Origin of the sequence: Thermanaerothrix solaris, assembly GCF_032334255.1 — a bacterium.
GTDB classification, from domain to species: domain Bacteria; phylum Chloroflexota; class Anaerolineae; order Anaerolineales; family Anaerolineaceae; genus Thermanaerothrix; species Thermanaerothrix solaris.
This window is the reverse complement of sequence record NZ_JAUHMF010000010.1, coordinates 46,421-66,858: the sequence shown is the minus strand read 5'-3', so window position 1 is coordinate 66,858 and position 20,438 is coordinate 46,421. Positions and strand designations below refer to the sequence as shown.

At 61.9% G+C, this 20,438-nt stretch carries 24 protein-coding genes; all 24 read left to right on the top strand.

Features of this window, described 5'->3' with window-relative positions; translation table 11 throughout:
* Positions 1-45 precede the first annotated feature (45 nt).
* The 24 genes from QYE77_RS15150 (at position 46) to QYE77_RS15035 (ending at position 20,428) form a co-directional block, all read left to right on the top strand.
* Positions 46-669 carry a hypothetical protein gene (locus QYE77_RS15150; RefSeq protein ID WP_315626257.1) on the top strand — a complete coding sequence of 208 codons (624 nt, stop codon included), beginning with the start codon at positions 46-48 and terminating at the stop codon, positions 667-669.
* Positions 651-1,535 (top strand): hypothetical protein, encoded by an 885-nt coding sequence (locus QYE77_RS15145; RefSeq protein ID WP_315626256.1) that lies wholly within the window; start codon positions 651-653, stop codon positions 1,533-1,535. Before QYE77_RS15150 ends, QYE77_RS15145 begins: the two co-directional genes overlap by 19 nt.
* A gap of 74 nt (positions 1,536-1,609) precedes the next feature.
* Positions 1,610-1,771, top strand: a complete 162-nt coding sequence (locus tag QYE77_RS15140) for a hypothetical protein (protein ID WP_315626255.1) — start codon at positions 1,610-1,612, stop codon at positions 1,769-1,771.
* The gene (locus QYE77_RS15135; RefSeq protein ID WP_315626254.1) at positions 1,741-2,145 is read left to right on the top strand and encodes a TadE family protein; all 405 of its coding nucleotides are present in this window, start codon (positions 1,741-1,743) and stop codon (positions 2,143-2,145) included. Before QYE77_RS15140 ends, QYE77_RS15135 begins: the two co-directional genes overlap by 31 nt.
* Positions 2,145-2,558 carry a hypothetical protein gene (locus QYE77_RS15130; protein ID WP_315626253.1) on the top strand — a complete coding sequence of 138 codons (414 nt, stop codon included), beginning with the start codon at positions 2,145-2,147 and terminating at the stop codon, positions 2,556-2,558. The genes QYE77_RS15135 and QYE77_RS15130 overlap by 1 nt, the downstream gene beginning before the upstream one ends.
* Positions 2,540-2,980 (top strand): TadE/TadG family type IV pilus assembly protein, encoded by a 441-nt coding sequence (locus tag QYE77_RS15125; RefSeq protein ID WP_315626252.1) that lies wholly within the window; start codon positions 2,540-2,542, stop codon positions 2,978-2,980. Before QYE77_RS15130 ends, QYE77_RS15125 begins: the two co-directional genes overlap by 19 nt.
* 59 nt (positions 2,981-3,039) lie before the next feature.
* Entirely contained in the window at positions 3,040-3,348 is a 309-nt protein-coding gene (locus QYE77_RS15120) for a hypothetical protein (protein ID WP_315626251.1), read from the top strand.
* Between the two features lie 380 nt (positions 3,349-3,728).
* Positions 3,729-7,829, top strand: coding sequence for an OmpL47-type beta-barrel domain-containing protein (locus QYE77_RS15115; protein ID WP_315626250.1), 4,101 nt, complete (start codon positions 3,729-3,731; stop codon positions 7,827-7,829).
* 4 nt (positions 7,830-7,833) lie between these two features.
* Positions 7,834-8,391, top strand: a complete 558-nt coding sequence (locus QYE77_RS15110) for a hypothetical protein (RefSeq protein ID WP_315626249.1) — start codon at positions 7,834-7,836, stop codon at positions 8,389-8,391.
* Entirely contained in the window at positions 8,375-8,644 is a 270-nt protein-coding gene (locus QYE77_RS15105; RefSeq protein WP_315626248.1) for a hypothetical protein, read from the top strand. The genes QYE77_RS15110 and QYE77_RS15105 overlap by 17 nt, the downstream gene beginning before the upstream one ends.
* A 38-nt stretch (positions 8,645-8,682) precedes the next feature.
* Entirely contained in the window at positions 8,683-8,892 is a 210-nt protein-coding gene (locus QYE77_RS15100) for a hypothetical protein (protein WP_315626247.1), read from the top strand.
* Positions 8,873-10,003: a hypothetical protein gene (locus QYE77_RS15095; protein ID WP_315626246.1), complete on the top strand. Its 1,131-nt coding sequence runs from the start codon at positions 8,873-8,875 to the stop codon at positions 10,001-10,003. Before QYE77_RS15100 ends, QYE77_RS15095 begins: the two co-directional genes overlap by 20 nt.
* Before the next feature lie 12 nt (positions 10,004-10,015).
* The gene (locus QYE77_RS15090; RefSeq protein ID WP_315626245.1) at positions 10,016-11,353 is read left to right on the top strand and encodes a hypothetical protein; all 1,338 of its coding nucleotides are present in this window, start codon (positions 10,016-10,018) and stop codon (positions 11,351-11,353) included.
* On the top strand, positions 11,335-11,766 hold the full coding sequence (locus tag QYE77_RS15085; protein WP_315626244.1) for an A24 family peptidase: 432 nt from the start codon (positions 11,335-11,337) through the stop codon (positions 11,764-11,766). Before QYE77_RS15090 ends, QYE77_RS15085 begins: the two co-directional genes overlap by 19 nt.
* Positions 11,763-12,695, top strand: coding sequence for a hypothetical protein (locus QYE77_RS15080; RefSeq protein WP_315626243.1), 933 nt, complete (start codon positions 11,763-11,765; stop codon positions 12,693-12,695). Before QYE77_RS15085 ends, QYE77_RS15080 begins: the two co-directional genes overlap by 4 nt.
* Positions 12,696-12,702: 7 nt before the next feature.
* Complete coding sequence (locus tag QYE77_RS15075) at positions 12,703-14,370, top strand: hypothetical protein (protein ID WP_315626242.1); 1,668 nt, start codon at positions 12,703-12,705, stop codon at positions 14,368-14,370.
* Positions 14,367-14,837 carry a hypothetical protein gene (locus QYE77_RS15070; protein WP_315626241.1) on the top strand — a complete coding sequence of 157 codons (471 nt, stop codon included), beginning with the start codon at positions 14,367-14,369 and terminating at the stop codon, positions 14,835-14,837. The genes QYE77_RS15075 and QYE77_RS15070 overlap by 4 nt, the downstream gene beginning before the upstream one ends.
* Positions 14,838-14,913: 76 nt before the next feature.
* Positions 14,914-15,780: a DnaB-like helicase C-terminal domain-containing protein gene (locus QYE77_RS15065; RefSeq protein ID WP_315626240.1), complete on the top strand. Its 867-nt coding sequence runs from the start codon at positions 14,914-14,916 to the stop codon at positions 15,778-15,780.
* Positions 15,780-16,274: a hypothetical protein gene (locus QYE77_RS15060; RefSeq protein ID WP_315626239.1), complete on the top strand. Its 495-nt coding sequence runs from the start codon at positions 15,780-15,782 to the stop codon at positions 16,272-16,274. Before QYE77_RS15065 ends, QYE77_RS15060 begins: the two co-directional genes overlap by 1 nt.
* 26 nt (positions 16,275-16,300) lie before the next feature.
* Entirely contained in the window at positions 16,301-16,576 is a 276-nt protein-coding gene (locus QYE77_RS15055; protein WP_315626238.1) for a hypothetical protein, read from the top strand.
* Positions 16,577-16,598: 22 nt separating this feature from the next.
* Positions 16,599-17,045: a hypothetical protein gene (locus tag QYE77_RS15050; protein ID WP_315626237.1), complete on the top strand. Its 447-nt coding sequence runs from the start codon at positions 16,599-16,601 to the stop codon at positions 17,043-17,045.
* A gap of 16 nt (positions 17,046-17,061) precedes the next feature.
* On the top strand, positions 17,062-17,994 hold the full coding sequence (locus QYE77_RS15045; RefSeq protein WP_315626236.1) for a hypothetical protein: 933 nt from the start codon (positions 17,062-17,064) through the stop codon (positions 17,992-17,994).
* Positions 17,991-18,680 (top strand): M23 family metallopeptidase, encoded by a 690-nt coding sequence (locus QYE77_RS15040; RefSeq protein ID WP_315626235.1) that lies wholly within the window; start codon positions 17,991-17,993, stop codon positions 18,678-18,680. Before QYE77_RS15045 ends, QYE77_RS15040 begins: the two co-directional genes overlap by 4 nt.
* On the top strand, positions 18,680-20,428 hold the full coding sequence (locus QYE77_RS15035) for a hypothetical protein (RefSeq protein ID WP_315626234.1): 1,749 nt from the start codon (positions 18,680-18,682) through the stop codon (positions 20,426-20,428). The genes QYE77_RS15040 and QYE77_RS15035 overlap by 1 nt, the downstream gene beginning before the upstream one ends.
* Positions 20,429-20,438 lie beyond the last annotated feature (10 nt).

The window sequence follows — 20,438 nt, the reverse complement described above, 5'->3', positions numbered from 1 at the left end:
AGATTGATACTTGAAATGCTTCGGTGTTCGCTTGAGGACGCGGCCATGTTGCCGGAAACGCATCCTCTGGCCAGGTACTCGGCGGAGTTTTGTCTGGAATATGGGATATGGTCAAAGCATTTGCAGCGAATTGCCAGCCGCCCGCTATCGGATGAGGAGTTTGAGGTTGTTTTGGGAGCAGATTTTGGGGACTCTGAATGGCGCAAAGAGCCGGGCTTTAGAAAACTCAAGTGTTTGTACTGTGGAAAATCGGGTCTGTGGCGTCCCATTCTGACCACACCGCATCCCGATCACCCCGCTTCCTGGCGCTACAATCGTCCGGAAAACTTTGTCAAACTGTGTCGATCATGCAGGGTTCGGTTCAAGGGGAAGTTAGAACGGCTGGGAGAATGGGTATGGGGGGGGCGATTTTGGGCGCTTAGGGCGTGGCATGAACATTTTTGCCAACACCCCGATCTGACCTGGGACAAAGAGGTTTATCCACTGTGGCCTCCTGAGTTTGGGGGGACGTCCTGGGAAGAGGGCAGTCCGGCGGTTTTGCATTCGGCGGCGCGGGTGCCCGAACGGGCGTTACTGCCGCTGGAGGAACGTCGGTGTCAGATAAGATCGTTTTTGGGATACAAGACTTCGGAAATCCTGGGAGGTGCACAATGTCTTTTGTCGTGCTAATAGCCTTTGTGGGTGCGACGGCGGCCATGGTCTTCGGCTACGAACTGTTGCAGCGTGCCTTGGCCCCAACTTATGCTCAACACCGACTTCAAGGGCCGACCGTTGGAGCCGTCGAGTCTGCCCGTCAACCATCGCTTTGGGAAGCGGTTCTGGTTGCCGTTTTTCCAGGGTGGTTCGGCCAGGGTATTTCTAAGCGCTCGGAGACACTGGTGGACCTTTTGCGTCGCGCCGGCTATCCCTACAGTTCCCCCGGTGAATTCTATGCCCATGCCATTCGCATCTTTGCCCAAAATCTGGTCGTTCTGGGGGCTTTGAGTGCCGTTTTGATCCTGGTTGGGGTTCCGGAGGGTATTCTGCCTATCGGGGCCCTGCTGGTATATGACGGACTTCAGCGTCCCTACCGGCGCTTGCGGCGGATGATTCGCCAGCGCGCCCAGGCCTTTCGCAATAACATGCTGGCCGGGCTCTCGACTTTGCAATCGCTCATGGCGGCGGGGATAGGGGTGCAGGAAGCCATGCGGCGAACGGCAGAAATAGGCGGCCCGTTTTGCAATCTTCTTCTGCTTCTGGTAACCCGCATGGAAATCGAACCATTTTCGGATGCCTTGGAAGCCGTACGGCGACACCTGCCGGACCCCAACGACGTCGAGGTGAACTTGTTCCTGCGCGATGTCGAGGCGTATTTCACGACCAATCGTCCGCTTCTCCCCGGGGTTGTGGCTTTGCAGAACGCCGTACACCGGCTTATGGTCGAGGAGACGGAGAGCCGGGCCGCCATGGTGCGCCAACGGGCCAATCTGTTCGGCATTTTCGGGGTTGTGGGCATGCTTCTGACCCTGATTCTGCCGTTCATGATGCTCCTGTGATTCACCAAATGAGAAATCGGTTGGCGAAATTGCTATAATGCGGTTATAAACAAATTTTCTCCCGGGAGGTTGCTATGAAAACTCTGATCGAATTCCTTGCCGATGAACAGGGTCAGGACATGACCGAATACATCGCAATCTTGGGCGCCGTCGTGGCCGTAGCGGCCATCGTGATCATCGCTTTCCGCAATCGCCTCCAGGCACTATGGCAAAACGCCATCAGCAACATGCGCTAAAAGCCCAGGCCGGCCAAGCCATGGCAGAATTCGCCTTGGTCCTGCCGGTTATGGCCCTACTGGTGTTCGGCCTCTTTCTGGCCGGGTTCTATATCCTGCGGGCCGTTCAGGCAGATTACGGCCTCTTCCTGTCCGGTGTCGCTACGGGAGCCTACAAGACCCCGGCAACTTCTCAGGCCCTTCAGCGGATCACCAACGAGGATATCCGTGGCGCCATCAAAGCCGGCATCCAGGATCCCTACACCGTGCGTTCCAGGATCGAGATCGACCAGGTACGCCTAACCGTCCTCGGCGTTGAGTTTCGTGAGGTACAGCGGGGTGAAACGGTGTTCAGACTCTGGCGATTCCGCCCCGGACCACAGGGAGGTCGTTGATGTGCAAACTCGAGCGCGGTCAAGCCATGACAGAATTCATCCTCTTCGCAGGTCTGGCAGTCATCCTTGCTCTCATGCTGGTGGCTTTCATCCCCATTCATCGCGCCCGAACCGCTGCAACCTCCGCCGCCTACGCCTGCGCTCAGTTTCTCTCTCAATCCCCCGACCCGGCCAAGGCCGCTAAAAACGCTTCGGATGTAGCCTATCAGGTGCTCTCACAACGCTGGAGCGGGCTTCGTCTGGCCCGCTTCAGCGTCTCGGTCTCCCCTCACGGGGGGGCCGGCACCCCGGGTACCTGCACCGTCTCGTGGTCTACCTCAACCGTGTTCGGCGGTATCCTGGGCGGGCCCGGCACCGTTTCCGGCTCAATCACCGCCGTCTCTAGGAGCGAGGTATGGCGACCCAAGTGGTAACCAACACCCGTTTCAGCCGATACGAGCGCGGCCAAAGTGCCGTGCTCTTTGCATTTGTTATGCTGGCCATGGTCTTGTTTACCCTCTTCGTCATCGACTACGCCGTCACCACCGCCCGCTCTATGGAAACTATCTCTGCCGCGGATCTGGCCGCTCACGCCGGCGCTCAGGATATCCGGGTCCTGCCTAACGGAAAAATCGTCGGATCAAGCCAGGGGGCCGCTACCGCCTACGCCTACTTCTCCCGCCAAAAACCCCCCTACGCCAGTTTCAGGTCCGCCTCCTGCGGCACCATCAACGGACGACCGGGCTGCCTCGTCGTGGCAACAACCCGCTCTCCGGGATTTTTTCTCCCCCCCAGAGAGATCGAAATCCGAGCCGTGGGGTACCTGATCTATGGCACTACCCGTGAGGAACAATAACCCACCGGGTTGTCACAACACTGTAGCCCGTACCCATCCCTCTCCGGATCACCATCATCATGAGCATCAACGAGAAAATTACGCCTATCTCCCTGACTTTGATCACAGTTCTGATAGGCCTCGCCAAGTGGCAGGCGCTGGCCTCCCCTCTCCGAACTGCTCTGGTCGCCGCCTCGATCATCCTGGCCGGGCTCGCCATTGCCTCCCTGTTCGAACGCCTTTCCCCCAATCTCGCCCGGCAGGGCCGGTTCCGTTTGCTTATCCTTTCGGTCGGTATCATCGCTTTTACCCTGGGAAGCGACCAAACCTACCCCTTTGCCCTCCCTATCGGGATGATCACTGTTGCCACGTTTACCTGCTTGCCATGATGGAAGGAGTGAAAAATGATTCCACCTGTATTTGCCACTATTAATGCTTCCACGCCCTACATGGGCGCAGGTTTGACCTTGATCATCCTCGCCTGGGGAAATTTTTCTCAATTCCCGCCCCTTCCAATCGGGGTAAAAACCGTTCTAACCCTCTTGGGCCTTGCTACCTGTATTTTCGGGGTATGGCTCGACTTCCGAGAAACAAAACGGCATTCTCCATGATCTTTGATCCAATTCCTGGTGCGTACCGAGAAACCATGATCAAGGGTGTTCTTCTTATCCTTGCCGGCGTAATCCTCATTGCTGCATCCTACCGATGCTCCGCCTGGGCCTATCAAAAGGCCTGGGAAAAACGAAAAAAACATGCAGGAGGTAGCGCTATGCGCAAAATCTCCCGCATCTTCGCCGTCGCCTTTATCCTGCTTATCTCCACCTTCGGCGTGGTCTCCGGAGATTACACGGGGCCTAGCCGCACTTACGCGTATATCGTCGATTACGACTGCGAATACACCGCCCGCCTGTATTTCCGAGGCACCGGCCTAAACTACTACTGCACCCTGCGGCTGACCGAATCATCCTGCAACCCGAGCAATAAGTCCTCATACTTCAACACCACTGCCTGCGTGGGCTGGCCGGCATCTTGTAACAGCACAAACTACTCGTGCAATATCTGGGTAAGCGGGAGCACCGCAAACTATGCCTACGGCAGTTATGACCCGGCCACTGCCAGTGCCTCATTCGCCTGCACCACGTGGGGCAACAACGGCTGGTGTCGGAGCGGCCCCAGCTTCAACTTCTCCGGCTCGGAACCTCTCAGCGGCTACGTCATCCGCCAATTCGAGGGTAACTACAACAACACCAATACCGCCGCTATCGTCTGCGATGCGCCCGATGCCGCCAATACTTCATGCAGTTACACCGACTCCGCCAACATCCCCCAAACCAGCGGCACGCTCTACTACTGGGCAGTCTCATCCTACGGCGATACGTCCAGTAAAAACAGCCTGACGTTCAAGTATGACGCCACCAATCCCAGCGTCTCATTGGGCGTTACCTCGGGCACCCTCGGTAACAATGGCTGGTACCGCTCCAACGTGGTCGTCCAGGGCAGCGGCAGTGACGGGCAGTCCGGCCTGGCCTCGCTCTCCCTGTCCTGCGGCGCTAACCCCTGCACCATCTCCGCCGAGGGTTCCACCACCATTACTGCTACGGCTACGGATAACGCCGGGAACTCGGCGTCCACCAACCTCACCATCAACAAGGACACCATCGCCCCCACACTCATGAGCACCCTCTTGGGAACGCTCGGCAATAACGGCTGGTATCGCTCGAATGTCCGGGTCTCGGCTTCGGCATCGGATGCCACCAGCGGCGTGGCTTCGGTGAGCCTTTCCTGTGGCTCTAACCCCTGCACCATCACGGCAGAGGGCACCACCACGATCACCGCTACGGCGACCGATAATGCCGGCAATGCCACCAGCCGAGACGTGGTGGTGCGCAAGGATACGATCCCCCCTACCATCGCCTTCTCCCCCGGCGGAACCCTCGGTAACAACGGCTGGTACCGCTCGCCCGTCACCCTCTCGGCTTCAGGATCAGACGCCACCAGCGGTCTGGCTTCCCTGACCCTCTCGTGCGGTTCTAATCCCTGCACGATTGCCACCGAGGGCACCAACAGCGTTACCGCCGATGCTGCCGACAACGCCGGGAACACCGCTTCCCAATCCACCACCATCCGCATTGACACCACCGCCCCAAGCGTTACGCTCAACGCCCCGACCCCGAACGGGCAAAACGGGTGGTATGTCTCGGACGTGTCCGTCAGCGTTACCGGCAGCGATGCCATCAGCGGGATCGCCGCCCGCCGTATACGCCTCAGCGGCGGCGCATGGCAAAACGATGCTCTCACCCTCACCACGGACGGCACGTTCGTGATCGAGGCACAAACCGAGGACAACGCCGGTAACACCAGCGGTATCGCCCAGGTCACCATCAAGCGCGATGCCACACCGCCCACGGCGGACTTGTCCATCAGCGGTACCGCCGGTAGTAACGGCTGGTATGTTTCGCCCGTGCAGATTGATCCCGTGGCCTCGGATGCCATCAGCGGCGTTGCCAACGCCCAACTCAACGCCGGCACCGGCTGGCAGGCAAGCGCTACGCTCACCGACGGCGTTTATGACGTCCAGGTGCGGGTCACCGATAGCGCCGGGAATACCACCACCATCACACGCCAGGTGCGGGTGGATACCACTGCCCCCAGCCTGACCCCGCAGGTCTCCGCTCCTGACGGGCAGGGCGGGTGGCACGTGTCCCCCGTTACCCTCGATGCCATCGCCTCGGATGCCACCAGCGGCCTGGATCAGGTGCGTGTCCAGGTCAACGGCGGTTCGTGGCAGTCCCTGCCCCTGACCCTGGATCAAGACGGCGTATATACCGTGACCTTCGAGGCAATTGATCAGGCCGGCAACGTCAACCGCCAAACCCGCATCATCTACGTGGACGTTACCGCACCTACCCTTACACCGCATGTCCCCGCCCCGGACGGGCAAAACGGCTGGTATGTCTCCCTGCCCAATCTGGACGCTACGGCGTCTGACGCCACCAGCGGATTGAGCAGTCTTCACGTCCGCGTGGACGGCGGTACCTGGCAGTCGCTCCCCATCACCCTCACCGAGGGCGTGCACAATGTGGAGTTCCGCGCCGTGGATCAGGCTGGTAACGTGACCCTTGTTTCACGCACCCTGAATGTGGACATCACCGCCCCCGGCCTCACCCCTCACCTGCCTCCACCGGACGGGCTAAACGGCTGGTATGTGTCCGGTACCACCTTTGACGCCTCGGCTTCAGATGCCCTTTCGGGCCTGGATGACGTCAGCGTGCGGGTCAACGGCGGCCCCTGGCAGTCGCTACCCGTTGCGCTCGACCGGGACGGCATTTACACCCTCGACTTCCGTGCCGCCGACCAGGCCGGCAACATCACCCAGATCACCCGCACCGTGCAGGTGGACGTGACCGCACCCGATCTTCTCCCACAGGTACCCACCCCGGACGGGCTTTTGGGCTGGTTCGTCTCCGAACCGCAGATTGACGCAGGCGCTTCGGATGCCACCAGCGGCGTGGCGTCTATCCTCGTCCAGGTGGACGGCGGCGCATGGCAGACCTTACCGATCACCCTTACCGAGGGACGCCACACCCTGACCTTCCGGGCCCAAGACCAGGCCGGCAACACCACGACACAAAGCGCCGCGATCTCCGTGGACACGACTGCACCCACCGGGCGGGCAATTCTGGCCGGCGTGCCGGGGAGCAACGATTGGTGGCGCTCGTCCGTGCGGGTAACCCTGGACGCCGAGGATGCCACCTCCGGCGTTGTCCGCGCCGAGGTCAGCGCAGACGGCGGCCAAACCTGGTCGCCCGACCTTACCCTGGATGAGGGTGTCCACGATCTGGACATCGTGATCCAGGATGAGGCCGGGTGGCAAACAAGCGTTCAGACCCAGGTCAAGGTGGACGTGACGCCGCCAAGCGCCACGATCAACGTGCAGGACGGCGATACCCTCTCGCAGCATGTCACGCTCAGCGGCACGGCTTCCGATGCCACCAGCGGCGTAGCCAAGGTCGAGGTCTCATTCGATCAGGGTCAGACCTGGCAGGAAATCGCCCGCACGGACGGCTGGCAGGTGGCCGGCCTCGCCTTCGCCCCCGCTTCGGCCTACCACGGGGCAGGGGGCCTCGCCTGGTCATACACCTGGGATACCACCCAGGGCACACAAGGCGCCGTGGACATCACCCTGCGGGTCACGGATCAGGCCGGCAACACCGGCACTCTCACCCGCCGCGTCATCGTGGCCAATGCCCTGCCCGGCGCTTACCTGCCCTCCCGCTGGATGATCTGGGAAGAGGCCGAAATCCACGTCTCCCAAGGCGCCCTGCCCATCCTGCGGGTCTGCCTCTCGGTCGAGGATCCTCAAAACCGCTGGCCGGCTTGGGAGCAGTGCTGGGACAACCCTGACGCCGTGCCCTCACGCTTCGTCTGGAGCCGCCGCTTCGGAGACGGAACGCTGGCCCCCATCGGCGAATACACCGCCGTCCTCTCGGTCACCGACCTGCTTCTGCGCACCGTGTCCGTCAGCGGCACCATCGTTATCCCACCATTGCCCACACCAACCGCTACGCCGACACCTACACCCACGCCTACACCAACGCCAACTACGGCTCTTCCCGTCACGGCAGTCGAGGTTCGGCCCACACCCACGCCGCTCCGGCCCACACCCACATTTGCGCCTACTCCAACCGCCATCCCTAAACCCCAACCCTTACCTGCACCAAAGCCTAACCTCTACCGCTTCGCTATGCTCCTGGCCGGACTCGGTATCGTTGTCGCTTTCTCCGTCTCGTCAGCCGTCGACCGACGTTACGTCGCCGCTCGACGCCTGGCTAAAACCATCGAATCTCTGCGCAACGAAAGGAGAAACTGATCCTATGGACGCTATGCTCACCTTCTTTGTGCTCATCGGTATCATCGCTCTGGGCATGATCATCTCCGTCGGTAACGAACGCCAGCGCCGCGCTCTCGAGGATATCCGCAAGCAGATCGAGGGTTGGGCTGCCGAGGATATCCGTATGAAACGCGCCAGAGCCGCCGGCGAAATCCACGTCGACGATCCAAAACACTGGATTACCTCAACCGCTTCCAGGGTCTTCGGTACCCTCGTCCCCGTCGAGAACGTTAGCGTCTGGGAAAACAACAATGTCAAGGCCCTCGTCGCCACTTCCAACGGGCGAACACTCGTTTTGACCCCCGTCCCCCCGGAACGCTTCATCCCCGCCAACCAGGTCGACGGCAAAAAACATAACCGCCTCACCGGCCCCGTCGTCACCCTCCTCGGCAAAAACCCCCGCAAAGTTCCCGTCTACGAGTGCTCCGTCCTCACCCACGGCGCTTTCTTCGACCTCGAGGCCCGCTCCCTCTGGCAAAACCTCACCGGCGAAAGCCTCGAATTCGACCGTATGTGGCTCTACGATGTCCCACGTCAGTAGGAGACCGATCATGCAAATCGTCCTCGTCCATTCCCACCTCGGCCCCCAACTCCTCGACTTGATGCGTCACAGCGTCTATACCAACGGCGAAATGTTCGTCGGCTACGTCCCGGAATCCTCCCTCCAACGCTTCCGAGAAGCCTTCCCCGAATACTGGGAGGAACTCGTCAACACCGGCACCGCCCCCGTCCCCGACGCATTCTACGACGAACTCCAGAACGTCGTGGACGATCACTACAAGACCTCGTGGTAGGGTTGAAATGCTTAACACATTTGTGTTAAATTCAAGCCGTGAAACAACCACGCTTCCTGTCCTACCGCCTTACCCCTCAGCGCCTGCGCTGGCTCAACGTGATCGCCCAGCGCCTCGGCCTTCAGGGACGCAGTGCCTACGCCTCCGCCATCGATTTCGCCCTACAGGCCCTCGTCAGTGGTTTGACGGAAGCCCAACCCCTACCGCGAAAGGAGGATCCTAACACTCATGACCACGATCAAGGATGACTTTACCTACCGCGATTTCTCCGGCAAGCGCCACCCCCGCCGCTTCGTCGTCGCCGCCGCCATCATCCTCGCCGTCCTCGCCGTCCTCGGCCTGGCCGCCGTCGCCGTCAACGCCAACCGCCAGGCTTCCTTCAACGCCCGTATGACCGAACTGGCCGGCGTTCCCCCAACCCTCAATATCCCTACCCCTACCCCCACCGACATCCCCACCGCTACCCCCGAACCTTCCCCTACCGTCGACCCCTGCACCTACGATACCTCCTACTGGTCCCTCACCCCCATCGAACCCGCCTACACCGGCTCCCCTGAGCCCCACCTCTACCGCCTCCCCGAGTGCGCCTACGAAGGCCTCAAAAAGGCCGTCGCCTTTACCCTCCTGCGCTCAAGCGGCGGCTGGATCTTCCCGGAACTCTACCAGGCCCTCGGCCACGACTACGGCTACCCCTACCCCTACATCGCTGGGGTCCTGGTCAATACCGAGACCCAGAGCGACGTCTGGTACAGCCCGATCACCCAGGAGTCGCCTTTCTATAACCGCGCGTGGGACTTTGACCCAGCCACGCGCGAGAACCGCTCCCAGTACGTCCTCAGCGGGTGCTACAAGGACGTTAGGATATACATCCAGCCCCCGGGCGAGTACCGCGACCTCCCCTACGGCTGCACCGTGGCCGAGTTTATCCCGTATGATCCGGTGGTAGTGCTTGCCCTTGAGGCGCCCGATGAGAAGCACCTGAAGGCTTTCGATCCAAGTTTGATGTCGAATTACCCCAACGTAGACCCCAAGGCCGCGGGGTACAAGATCGAGCGCTACTACGGCTACCTGGGCAACGGGGTGTGGATGTATTTGGGATTCAACAAGCATACCATCCAGAGCTACCCAACGCGTGAGCAGTATGACATGAATTTGAAGGTGTACCGCTTGCGCGAGCCGGCCCTGCCCCCGATGGACTTGGCGTGGGTGGAACAGGAGTTCGGCCTGGCCCCCAAGCCTGTCCCTTGGGAGGTGCTGGACGTGCCGGCCGAGGTCAACGAGCCGATCTTGAAGGAGATTTATGCCGCCAACACGCGGTTTTTCCGCACGGTTGTGATTCAGATGACATCAACGCCATAGGAGGTGCCTGCCATGCGCCGTTTGCTTATTGCCATCGTCTTGCTGGCCGGGGGGGCGCTTCTGGGAACCCCCGACAAGGTTTGGGCTGATACCCAGCCCCCACCGACAGATTGTGAAAAAGGTTGCGATAGCACTCTTCCCATTGACACTTGTCCCGGCGGGTGTGCGCCCGGGGGGGGCAGTGGGGGCGGGGAGATCCGCATCCCCGGCAACGAGGGCGGCGAGACTAACCCCGGCGACGGCGGCGGTTCATCGTCTTCCCAGCAGTGCGGGATCATCGAAAAAAGCTATACGTTTACCGGCAGGGAAATCGACGGCGAAACATTCTGCTATCAATGGTCATCCGCCGTTGATTCGTGCACCGGAAAGGAACTCTACGGCGGCATTACCAACATCACCCCCGGCGAGTGTCAGGGTACCAGCAGTACCTACAACCAAAAGCCCGTCTGCGACCGCATCAGCTACACCAACGGACGCTTGACCTGCGATAGCACTTGCTTCGATATCGAACTCCACGCTTCCGTCGCTTTCCCCGGCAACTGTATCGACCTGCGTCCTTATCCCGTCAGCCTGGTCAATTGGCCCTCCGCCGCCCGCTATTCCTGCGCCAGCAGCGCTACCGGCACCGATTTCCGCCCCTACGTCAACTTCGGCGGCGGTACCTCGGTCGACAGCCCTAAACCCGGCGATTGGCGCAACGTCCGCTTCAGCCTGACCCTCTACCCCTTCGGCATCGCCTACGCCTGGCTCCCCCACGTCCCCGTCCTTACCCTCCCCCTCGTCAACGACACCGCTCCGCCCGTCCTCTTCAAGTTCCCCTATTCCTCCCACCCCGCCGCCGGCGGAGGCCCTCTGGCCGGCACCATCCAGGGCTTCGACGAGGCCCCGTCCGATATGCCCGTCTTCGTCGGCCAGGCTGCCGCCGCTTACGGCCTGCGCTGGTCCCTTACCTACGAGGAGTACCAGGAGGTCTGGGAACGTACCTGCGTCCGCGGCCCCAAAGACTACGACCGCTATGGACGCCCCGTCTACGAGTGCAAAACCAACAGCAACCTCCGCTACAATAACGGCCATTACGAGGATCATCTGGTCTTCAGCGGTTGGGTCGGTAAGTCCCTCGGCGGTGAACTCCCTGCCGCATCTATCAACGCCCCCGCTGCCCTCAAAGCCGATCTCAACGGCGACGGTATCCCCGACGCCATCTGGAACCGCAACTTCATCATCCGCCGCATGAACGACATCAACCGCATCGATGACCCCGTCTGGCGTCGCCAATGGGCCTTCGGCGGCACCATCTATTGGGGCGTCCGGGAAGGACAGGCTCAGATCGGATGGCCGGGTTCACCCTGATCGCCAACAGCATCCTCATCACCCTCTTGGCCGCTGCCAGCGCCTATGATCTCCGCTTCCGCCGCGTGCCAAACGGGTTCACCCTCCCTCTCTTGGTCATCGCCGTTGTCCGCTCCTTCCCGGGCGACTTGCCCCTCTACGCCTTCTCCTTCCTCATCCTCACCGCCTGGCGCATGGGCTGGATGGGCGGAGGCGACGCTAAACTCTGGATCGCCCTCGTTTGGTGGTTCACCGCCGACTTCGCCGCCTCTCCCTATCCATCGCTCCTCGCCATCACCCTCGCCGGAATCACCATGACGGCCACCACACTTCTTCAACGCTTCGTCACCAAAACCCCTTCGCCATCCCCCGGAGCCTGGCGAACCCTCGTCTACGCCTTGATCGCTATCTTCACCACCGCCTGGATGCTATGATCACCGATCTGTGGACCGCCGTTACCTACAACGCCAACCACCGCCCACACCCCGTGGCGGCTGCCCTCCTCTACGCCTTTTGCCCTACCGCCGCCTACTGGTACCTCGCCGGTGCCGTCCCTACCCCTCCTTTCGACCCTGCCTGGCAGGTCCTCAGCCACCGCGCCCAGGCCCCCGAAAAAGGACTCAAACAGCGGCTCGCCGAGTGGGGACTCTCCGCCCTCGAAATGGATGTTTATCACTACTTCAGCAGCGTCAAGATCGCACGGAATAACCATCCCGTCCCCGCACCCGAAACCCTTCCCATCTTCCGCTACACCATCCCCCCAGAACGACGCTTCGGCCTCCAAAATCCTATCAACGACCACTTCGCCGGTAAGTGGGACAACTTCATCGAATACATCCGCGTCTGGCTCATCGTGTCCCGCGATTGGCTCAACTACGCTCAACTCCCCCAAACACCCAACCTCAAACAGGTCTTCCTCCCGATCTCACCCGGCGGCAACCTCCCCCCGCTCCACTACCCCTTCTGGCTCTGGACCACCGACGACCAAACATCCGTTCTCTCCCTGATCCTCTCCCCAGGCGAACTCGAACCCATCCGCCATTCCCTCCTCGAGGAGGCCGTCCGCCCCCTTTTCCTCAAAAAACAACAAACCCACGCCTACGTCTTCAACCCAACCACCGGACAGGTGTCCTCGCCCCTCATGGCCCTGTCAACCGAAACTTTCCGCTCCTGGATCGCCGACTTCGCCCTCTTGGCCCGCAACGGCCCCTATCCCCCTCTCCGCGCCGCCCAGGGACGCTCTGCGTGCCAGTCCTGCGCATTTACCCACCTCTGCTACCTGGATAAGGAACTCAACCCTCAACTGAACGCCTTCACCACCTTGCGCCACAAATCCGGCAATGCACGTCAAACCGACCTATAATAGATTTATGCCCAGAAAATTCCTGATCGCCGCCCTCGTCCTCTTCGCCATGATCCTCCTCCCCAAGGGTGGGCGCGCTTTCGCCCAAGCGCCCACCCCACAAGCCCCTACCCCCGCCACTACTCCCGCCCCTAATCCACCCCCCTCTCAGGTCACCGTCACCAACCGCTTCCTCTTCGACTCGTCAACCCTCTCCTCTGCCGTCGAGCGCTCTATCGCCAAACAACTCGAAAAATCCCAGTCCGCCATCACCGCCGAACTCGCCCGCGGTCAGCAACTCCTCCAGTCCGTCAGCGGCGAAAACGCCATCCTCGTCGATTACACCGACATCGCCAAAAAGTATTTCCCCATCGCCGCCGCCGTCGCACCCCTCTTCTTCGTGCTCCGCCTGGTTATCTACCAGTGGAACCGCCTCGGCGGCGAGGACGACTCCATCGCCGCCGTCGGCATGGATTACCTCACCGCCATCGCCTTCGCCCTCCTCATCGGACCTACCGCCAACCTCATCCACCGCTTCATCTACTGGGCCGTCGGTACCTTCGGCATCCAGGCCCTCACCACCGACGTCGCTTCCGCATTCTCCGGCGACTTCTGGACCACTTTCGGTAACAGCCTCTCTAACGGCCTCTTCGCCGTCGTCATCGGCTTCGGCCTGGCCGTCGCCGCCATGATCGCCTTCGCCGCCTTCCTCGTCGGCTTCCTCTCCGCCTTCGTCATCCTCTACATCGTCTCCGCCATCGGCCCCATCGTCAGCATCATCGCTTGCATCCCCCAACTGCGCTGGGTGCGCAGCACCTTGATCAAAACCACCGCCCTCATCTTGCTCCTCCCTCTCCTGGGTATCCTCGTCATCCGCGCCGTTACCATCCTCCCCCAAGGCCTGGGCGGCGGCATCTTCGGCGGTCTCGTGCGCACCATCTTCATGCTCGGTGCTGCCAGCGTTATGCTCTCCGCCGCCGGCTTGATCGGCAAGTTCACCTGGGGCAGCGTCGCTACCGGCGCCGCCCGTACGCTCAAGGCCGCCGGCGTCATCGCCGCTACCGCCCTCACCGGCGGCTCCGCCGCAGGCTTGGCCGCTACCACAACCACCGCTTCAACTGCCTCAACTACCACTTCGTTCGCCGCTTCAACTACCTCGGCCTCCACCACTGCCGCGGCCACCACCGCTTCAACTCCCTCTCCCCTTCCACCTTACCCCACCGGCTGGCAGCGCCAGCAACTCATCACCACCGCCCTCGGCCAACTCACCGGTATCCCCCCGTCTTCATTCCCTCATCCTCCACAATCCCTTTCCCCTATCCGGCAGTATGCCCGCAATATCGCCGCCCAGTTCAAACTCGAACGCGGCGGCGAGGAGGCCCTCGCCGGCCTTCTCGAACGTGTCCCCGACCCCAACCAGCATCCCACCCTGGCCCAAAACTTTATCCGCTTCTACGAACACGCCCAGCAAAACCATACCGTCAAGGCCTTCCTCGAGGGCGTCCGCGAATATCCCTACCACTTCCAGGATCTCTTCTTAACCTCCTCCACTACCCCCGTCGAGGAGGTCATCCGCTCCATCCCCAAAGATCATCCCCTCTATCCCATTTTCTACCTCCCACAGCAAGACGAACCCCCGGAGGCCCCTCCCTATCACCTCCATAACCCCCCACCACCACCCCTCAGCGAGGTATGACCGCGACCATTGCCCCCATCATCGCCCCCATCTGGCTGTGGCTCCTCGCCATTAGCCCACCCCGAACAAAATACCTCACTACCCCCGCTTTGCTCGCCGGGCTCTTTTGGCTTTCCCTGATCGAAACCCCGGAACGCGCCCCGATCACCATCCCCGCTTTCACCCTCGCCGCCCTGACCCTCGGCCAGGGCTGGATTCGCTACCCCGCCATCTACCGCCTCTTCCAACTTTATCCGCTCAGCCTGCCGGTCACCATCGCCGCCAGCGCTACCACACAAGGTCTCCTCGACGAGAATGAGTTCCTCGGCCTGGTCATGACAACCTTCGCCTTCCCCTGGCCCGTCCCCCTCGTCGCCCTCGCCATCCTCGAACTCCAGCGTCTCCTGGCCTACCGACGCCAAAAACTCTCCGCCGACCCCATCCCTCTCTTGATCGCCTTCATGATCGCCGCTCAACTGCTGTTATAACCACTAAATGGGAAATCCAAGGGGGATTTCACTATAATCTTGTATGACCTCAACATTCGTTAGGCCCGGAGATAGCATGCCCATCGACCTCGATCTCCTCGAACGCACCTGGAACGACCCGTACTCGCCTTTCTTTTCCCACTTCGACCTCGCTTTCTGGGGTGGGGGGCTGACCCTGCTCGCCGCGGCTCCGGGTACCGGCAAAACCTCTTGGCTGCTCCAAATGGCCGCCGAAGCCGCCTATCGCAACATCCCCGCCGCCCTCATCTGCTACGAACACACCCCCGATGAACTCTTCTACCGCCTCGTCAACCAGGCCAGGGCCATCTGTTGGGGACCTCATCATTGGGGGGCCGAATACGAAGAGGAAAAATTCCTCAACGTCCTCGCCCCACGTACCCGCGTTACCCTCATCCAGGCCCACGATAACCAGGATACCGTGCGCGCCATCCGCCAAACCCTGATCGAGGACCACGCCTTTACCCCGGGCCAACCGGCCTTCCTCGCCATCGATTACCTCCAGCGCATCCCCGTCCTCAACGCTACCGGCCTGGTGCGCGAGGATATCCGCTCCGGCGAGGCCGCCGCTGCCCTCCGCGAACTCGCCCGCGAAACCGGCTGGGCCGTCATCGCCGCCGCCGCCGTGCGCTCAAACGCTTTCACCCCCACCGACTCTGAATTCCACCCCGACCTCAGCCTCCTCCTCGGCGACGAGCGCGTTGCCTACGAACCCGACCGCATCATCTACCTCCAACGCAAGCACTCCCTTCCCTGCCAATGCTGCGCCCGCCTCACCGCTTACGTCCTCAAAGACCGCACGGCCCCTTTGCGCGCTATTCCTCTCCTCTTCTGGGGTGGACGCTTTACCATCGCTAAACTCGATACCACCAGCGGTATCGCAACCCCTGTCGACGAAGACAAGAACGACGAGATTCTTATCTAATGACCGAACTCGGCGGCTTGCTCATCCGTATCCTCCAAAACGTGTGGCAACTCCTGGCCTTGGCCATCGCCGTTACCACCACCCTGCTCCTCATGGCCAATGCCCTCAAGGCTACCGCCAGCACCGCCATCGGCGCTTCGTACCCCCTCGCCCAAGCCCTCGGCACCGGCCTCTCCATCTTCCTCCTCGCCATCTTCGCCTTCTACCTCGTCCCCCACCTCGTCCGCGGGATCCTCCAGGCCTACGCCGACACCTTCCCCGCTTGCTCACAAAGCGCTTTCTTCGCCGACGCCACAACCCTCGCGCTACAACTGTTCGTCGCCATCGGTGCCGTGCGCATGCTCAAGGCCGTCTTTACCGCCATCGTCATGAGCGCCGCCGGCGGAAGCAGCGGCGTCGCTTCCGCCGTGCTCGAAATCGCCGAAATCGTCGCCGCCGCCCTCTTGCTCACCATCATCGTCCCCCTCATCCAGGCCTCTCTCGGTGCCTGCTAATCTCATCCATCGGAGGTATCTGACAAATGTTCCAACCCGTTATGACCAAAATCATCGAATTGGCCACCCAAGCCTGGGGTTTCCTGGTCGGCCTGATTATCGTCGTCGCCCTCCTCGGCGGCCTCTACTACGTCCTCCAGGGTACCGCAGGAACCGCCATCGGTGCCGGCGGCGCGACCAAAACCGCCATCCTCGGTGCCATCGGCCTCATCATCCTCGTCCTCATCGTCTTCCTCGTCTTGCCTCAACTCGGTACCCTCCTCTACCAAAATACCCCACCCCCTCCCTTCCAAGCCCCTTGACCCACCCCAACGGAGGTCCAGCATGTTTCTCGGTCGTGACGCCTTCTGGCTCGGCTTCGGTGCCGTCCTCGCCTTGATCGCCCTGTTCATCCCTCTGCCGTTCTTCGCCCGCCTCACCGTCGGCATCCTCTTCCTGATCCTGGGCATGGCCATCGCCCTCATGCGCGTCGGCCCGGATCGCTTGCCCCCGGAACAATGGCTCATCCGCCGCCTGCGCTACCTGCGCGCTGCCCGCCAGTACACTTACTACAAACCCCAATCATCCCCTCAACCCCCTTCGCCTCCCCCCGTTCCAGAACCACCTCCACGGACCCCTGAACCCTCTTCGTTCAAACCCGTCCAGTGGGCCTGGGACGACATCGGCTACTCTTCCCTCATCACCGTCGCCCTGGCCGTCTTAGGCGTTTACCTCGTCGTCTGGCTCTACCAGGGCGGTGCCGCCGAAATCGCTTCCCTGTTCAAACCCTAATCCAAGGAGTCTTGCCATGGTCCTAATCGCTGCCCTCGGCGCCCTTGCCCTCGCCACCATCCCCATCGCTCTGGGGTGGCGTCGCTCGTTCAGCGACGCAGCAATGGCCCGCGCATTGGGCATCGCCGCGCCATCCCGTAAACGCTTCGATCTCGAAACCTGGGCCCTCCAAACCGGCACCAACCTCAAACCTTCCCAACTCCTCCTCGGCCTTTTCCTCTGGACCCTGGGCGGTTTCCTGGCCGGCCTCTTGATCTCCCCTGTCGCCGCCGTTACCCTGGCCGGCGTCGGCTTTATCTTCTACCAGTCCTCCCTGAGCGAAAAACGCCAGGATTTCCGCATGGCACAGTCACGCGATATCCTCCGCGCCCTCGGCTTGATCGAAACTATGCTCTCCCAGGGACGTTCCCTCAACGATACCCTCGAAGAAGCCGCCCGCTCCGTCGGCCAGGCCGGTCAGCGCGTCATCGGCGACCTCGTCCAACAACTCCGCGCTGCCCCCGTCGACGATTACCCTCAGGTCATCCGCCAGTGGACCCAGCGCTGGCAAAGCCCCGGCGTCGACATCATGGGCACCGCCCTCATCGCCGCGTTCGAGGGACGCATCGAGATCGCCTCTCTCGTCGGTACCCTCCGCACCAACCTCGGTGCCGTCATGGATATCCTCTCCCGCGCCCGCGCCGCCTCCGCCGGCGCCGTCTGGCAGGCCCGCTTTATCGGCCTCGTCCCTACCGGCGTCATCCTCTTCATCAACCTCATCGCCCCTGAGTTCGGACGTATCTGGACCGAATCCCCCGTCTTCCTCATCCCCGTCGTCCTCGGTAGCGTCACCAGCTACCTGCTCTCCATGAACATGATCCGCAACGGCCTCTCCCTCGAAGCCTCGATCGGCCTCACCCGCGGACGCGTCGGCGAAATCCCCCTAGATCGCATGGGACGACTGCTGTGAAGAAAATCTTCATCGCCGCCATTGCCCTCCCCTTCATTACATGGCTGTGCTACGTCTCCCTCTTCGCCGCCGCCGCCGCCAGCATCGTCAACCAGATCCCCGACCCCGCCCGCGGCGCTTACCAGGCCTGGCTGAACGATGTCCCCCAGGAGACCTATACCGACCACGAGGGCACCAGCGGCGAACCCTACAGCGGCGGAAGCATCCCCAAGGACGGCTACACCGGCCCCGTCTCGTTCGCCTGCATCTTGCCTCCCCAGTACGGCTACCTCACCGATACCTACGGCACCTACCGAGGAGGCAATTACGTCCACTCCGGCATCGACTTCGGCTGCTACGGCCGTGAGGACCTCCCCGTCTATACCCCCTACGGCGGGAAGGTCGTCTTCGCCGGCTGGTCACGCGTCGGCTACGGCAACCTCGTCGTGATCGAAAATAACGGCGTCCAGGTCTATCTGGCCCATAATTCCGAACTCTGGGTCGCCCCGGGCGATATCGTCACCGCCGGAACCCCCATCGGACGCTGCGGCTCCACCGGCAACTCCACCGGCCCTCACGTCCATTTCGAGGTGCGCCTCTGGAACGAACGCGAGGAACGCTGGAAACCCGTTGATCCTAACGCCATTTGGCTCCCCGGACAATCCGCCGATTGCTCTTGGTATCACCTCAAGGAGGAACTGCCCTGATGCCCCCAACAACCGTCGTCCCCCTTGATCAAATCCACGCCCAAACCGCCCCCGATGCCTTCAGCCTCAGCGAGGACTATCTCCTCTTCCCCGAAGGCGGCCTCTTCCCACTCACCCTCCGTTCAACCGGATTGATCCATAAGGGCTGGAACGGCTTGCGCTCCGCCGACTTCATTGCCCCCGGCATCCCGATGTTCTATTCCCTCACCCTGCGCCGCCTCCAACCCGATACCGCCGGACATGCCCTGCGCGCCCGCCGCACCTTCATGGAAGGCGTCCTCATGGCTCTGGCCGAAAAAACCGGACGCCGACCCTCTATGGCCGAACAGGCGGTCGATCATTCCCTCGACGCCGCCGAGTCCCGCCTGGCCATGGGCGATCCGGCCTACGACACCTTCGCCGCCGCCGCTTACTTCGCCCCAAAAGACCTCCTCGACCGCGGTCAGGAGGCCCGCCGTATCGTCGCCGCAACCCTGCGCGCCCGCGGCCTCATCCCTCAAACCTTCTACTATATCCCCGAACAAGCTCTGCTCCATCTCCAGCCCGGCGGTAACCTCATCCCACCCTTCGACCGCACCACCCTGATGATCGAGGATGTCATCCCGCTCATGCCCCTCCCATCCCGCAATATCCCCGTCCCCGGCGACGCCGTCTGGATCGGTATGCACGAGCATGACGGACGCGATGTCTACTATTCCTTCCTCTACGGCCTCGACCCTACCGCCGAACAACCCCCACACGCTACTACCCTCATCCTGGGTGAAATGGGCTCCGGTAAAACGACCCTCATGCGCCTCATCCTCACCCAACGCCTCCTCCAGGGCCGCACCGTCATCACCCTCGACCCCGAGGGCGAAAACAGCCGCCTCTGCCAACACCTCGGCGGCATCAACCTCCCCATGCGCATCCCCGATGACCCCGATACCTGCTTGCTCCATCCCCTGGAAGCACAAACCCCCGCCGATATGCTCATGGCCGCCCAGTTCGTCCTCGGCGCCCTCCGCTCCCCCCTCGTCCCCGAGGAAATCGCCGTCCTCCACGACGCCGTCCAAAAACGCTGGCAGCACCGCCCGGGTAAAATGTCCCTGGCCGACCTGCGCGAGGCACTGGCAACTTCCGCCGACCCCAATGCCATCTCCCTCGTCAGCACCCTCCGCATCTACGCCGCCGGCGGCATCCTCGACGGCCTCTTCGACCGCCCTAAGGCCTTGATCTCCCTCTCCCTCCTCAATACCCTCGACCACCCCCGCTGGATCAATTTCGACCTCTCCACCCTGCGCGAGGAAAACCGCAACGTCGTCTATTTCATGCTCGCCTGGTTCATCTACCATGCCGTCACCCACGGCTCCCAACCCTTCGATGTCTTCATCGACGAGGGCTGGCGACTTATGGGCCGCCGCGGCGTCTTCAGCGATATGCTCGACGAACTCGGACGCCGCGCCCGCAAACGCGGCATCGGCGTCACCCTGGTCACCCACTTGCCCGGCGACCTCTCCGCTAACCCTTCCTCCCTCAGCCTGGCCTCGACCACCTTCGTCGGACGCCTTGGCTTGGACGAGGCATACGGCTTCCTGCGCAGCATCGGCATCCCCGAAAGCGAGGCTAAAAGCCGCGCCGAAAGCATCACCGCCCTCCCTCCACGCGTCTTCCTCGCTTCACCCGCCGGACGCCGCTCCGCCCTCTTCCCCGTCCGTGTCATCGTCCCGGACGCTTGGCTCCGGGTCTGGAACTACTACAAAAACCGCTAAACCGAGGTGT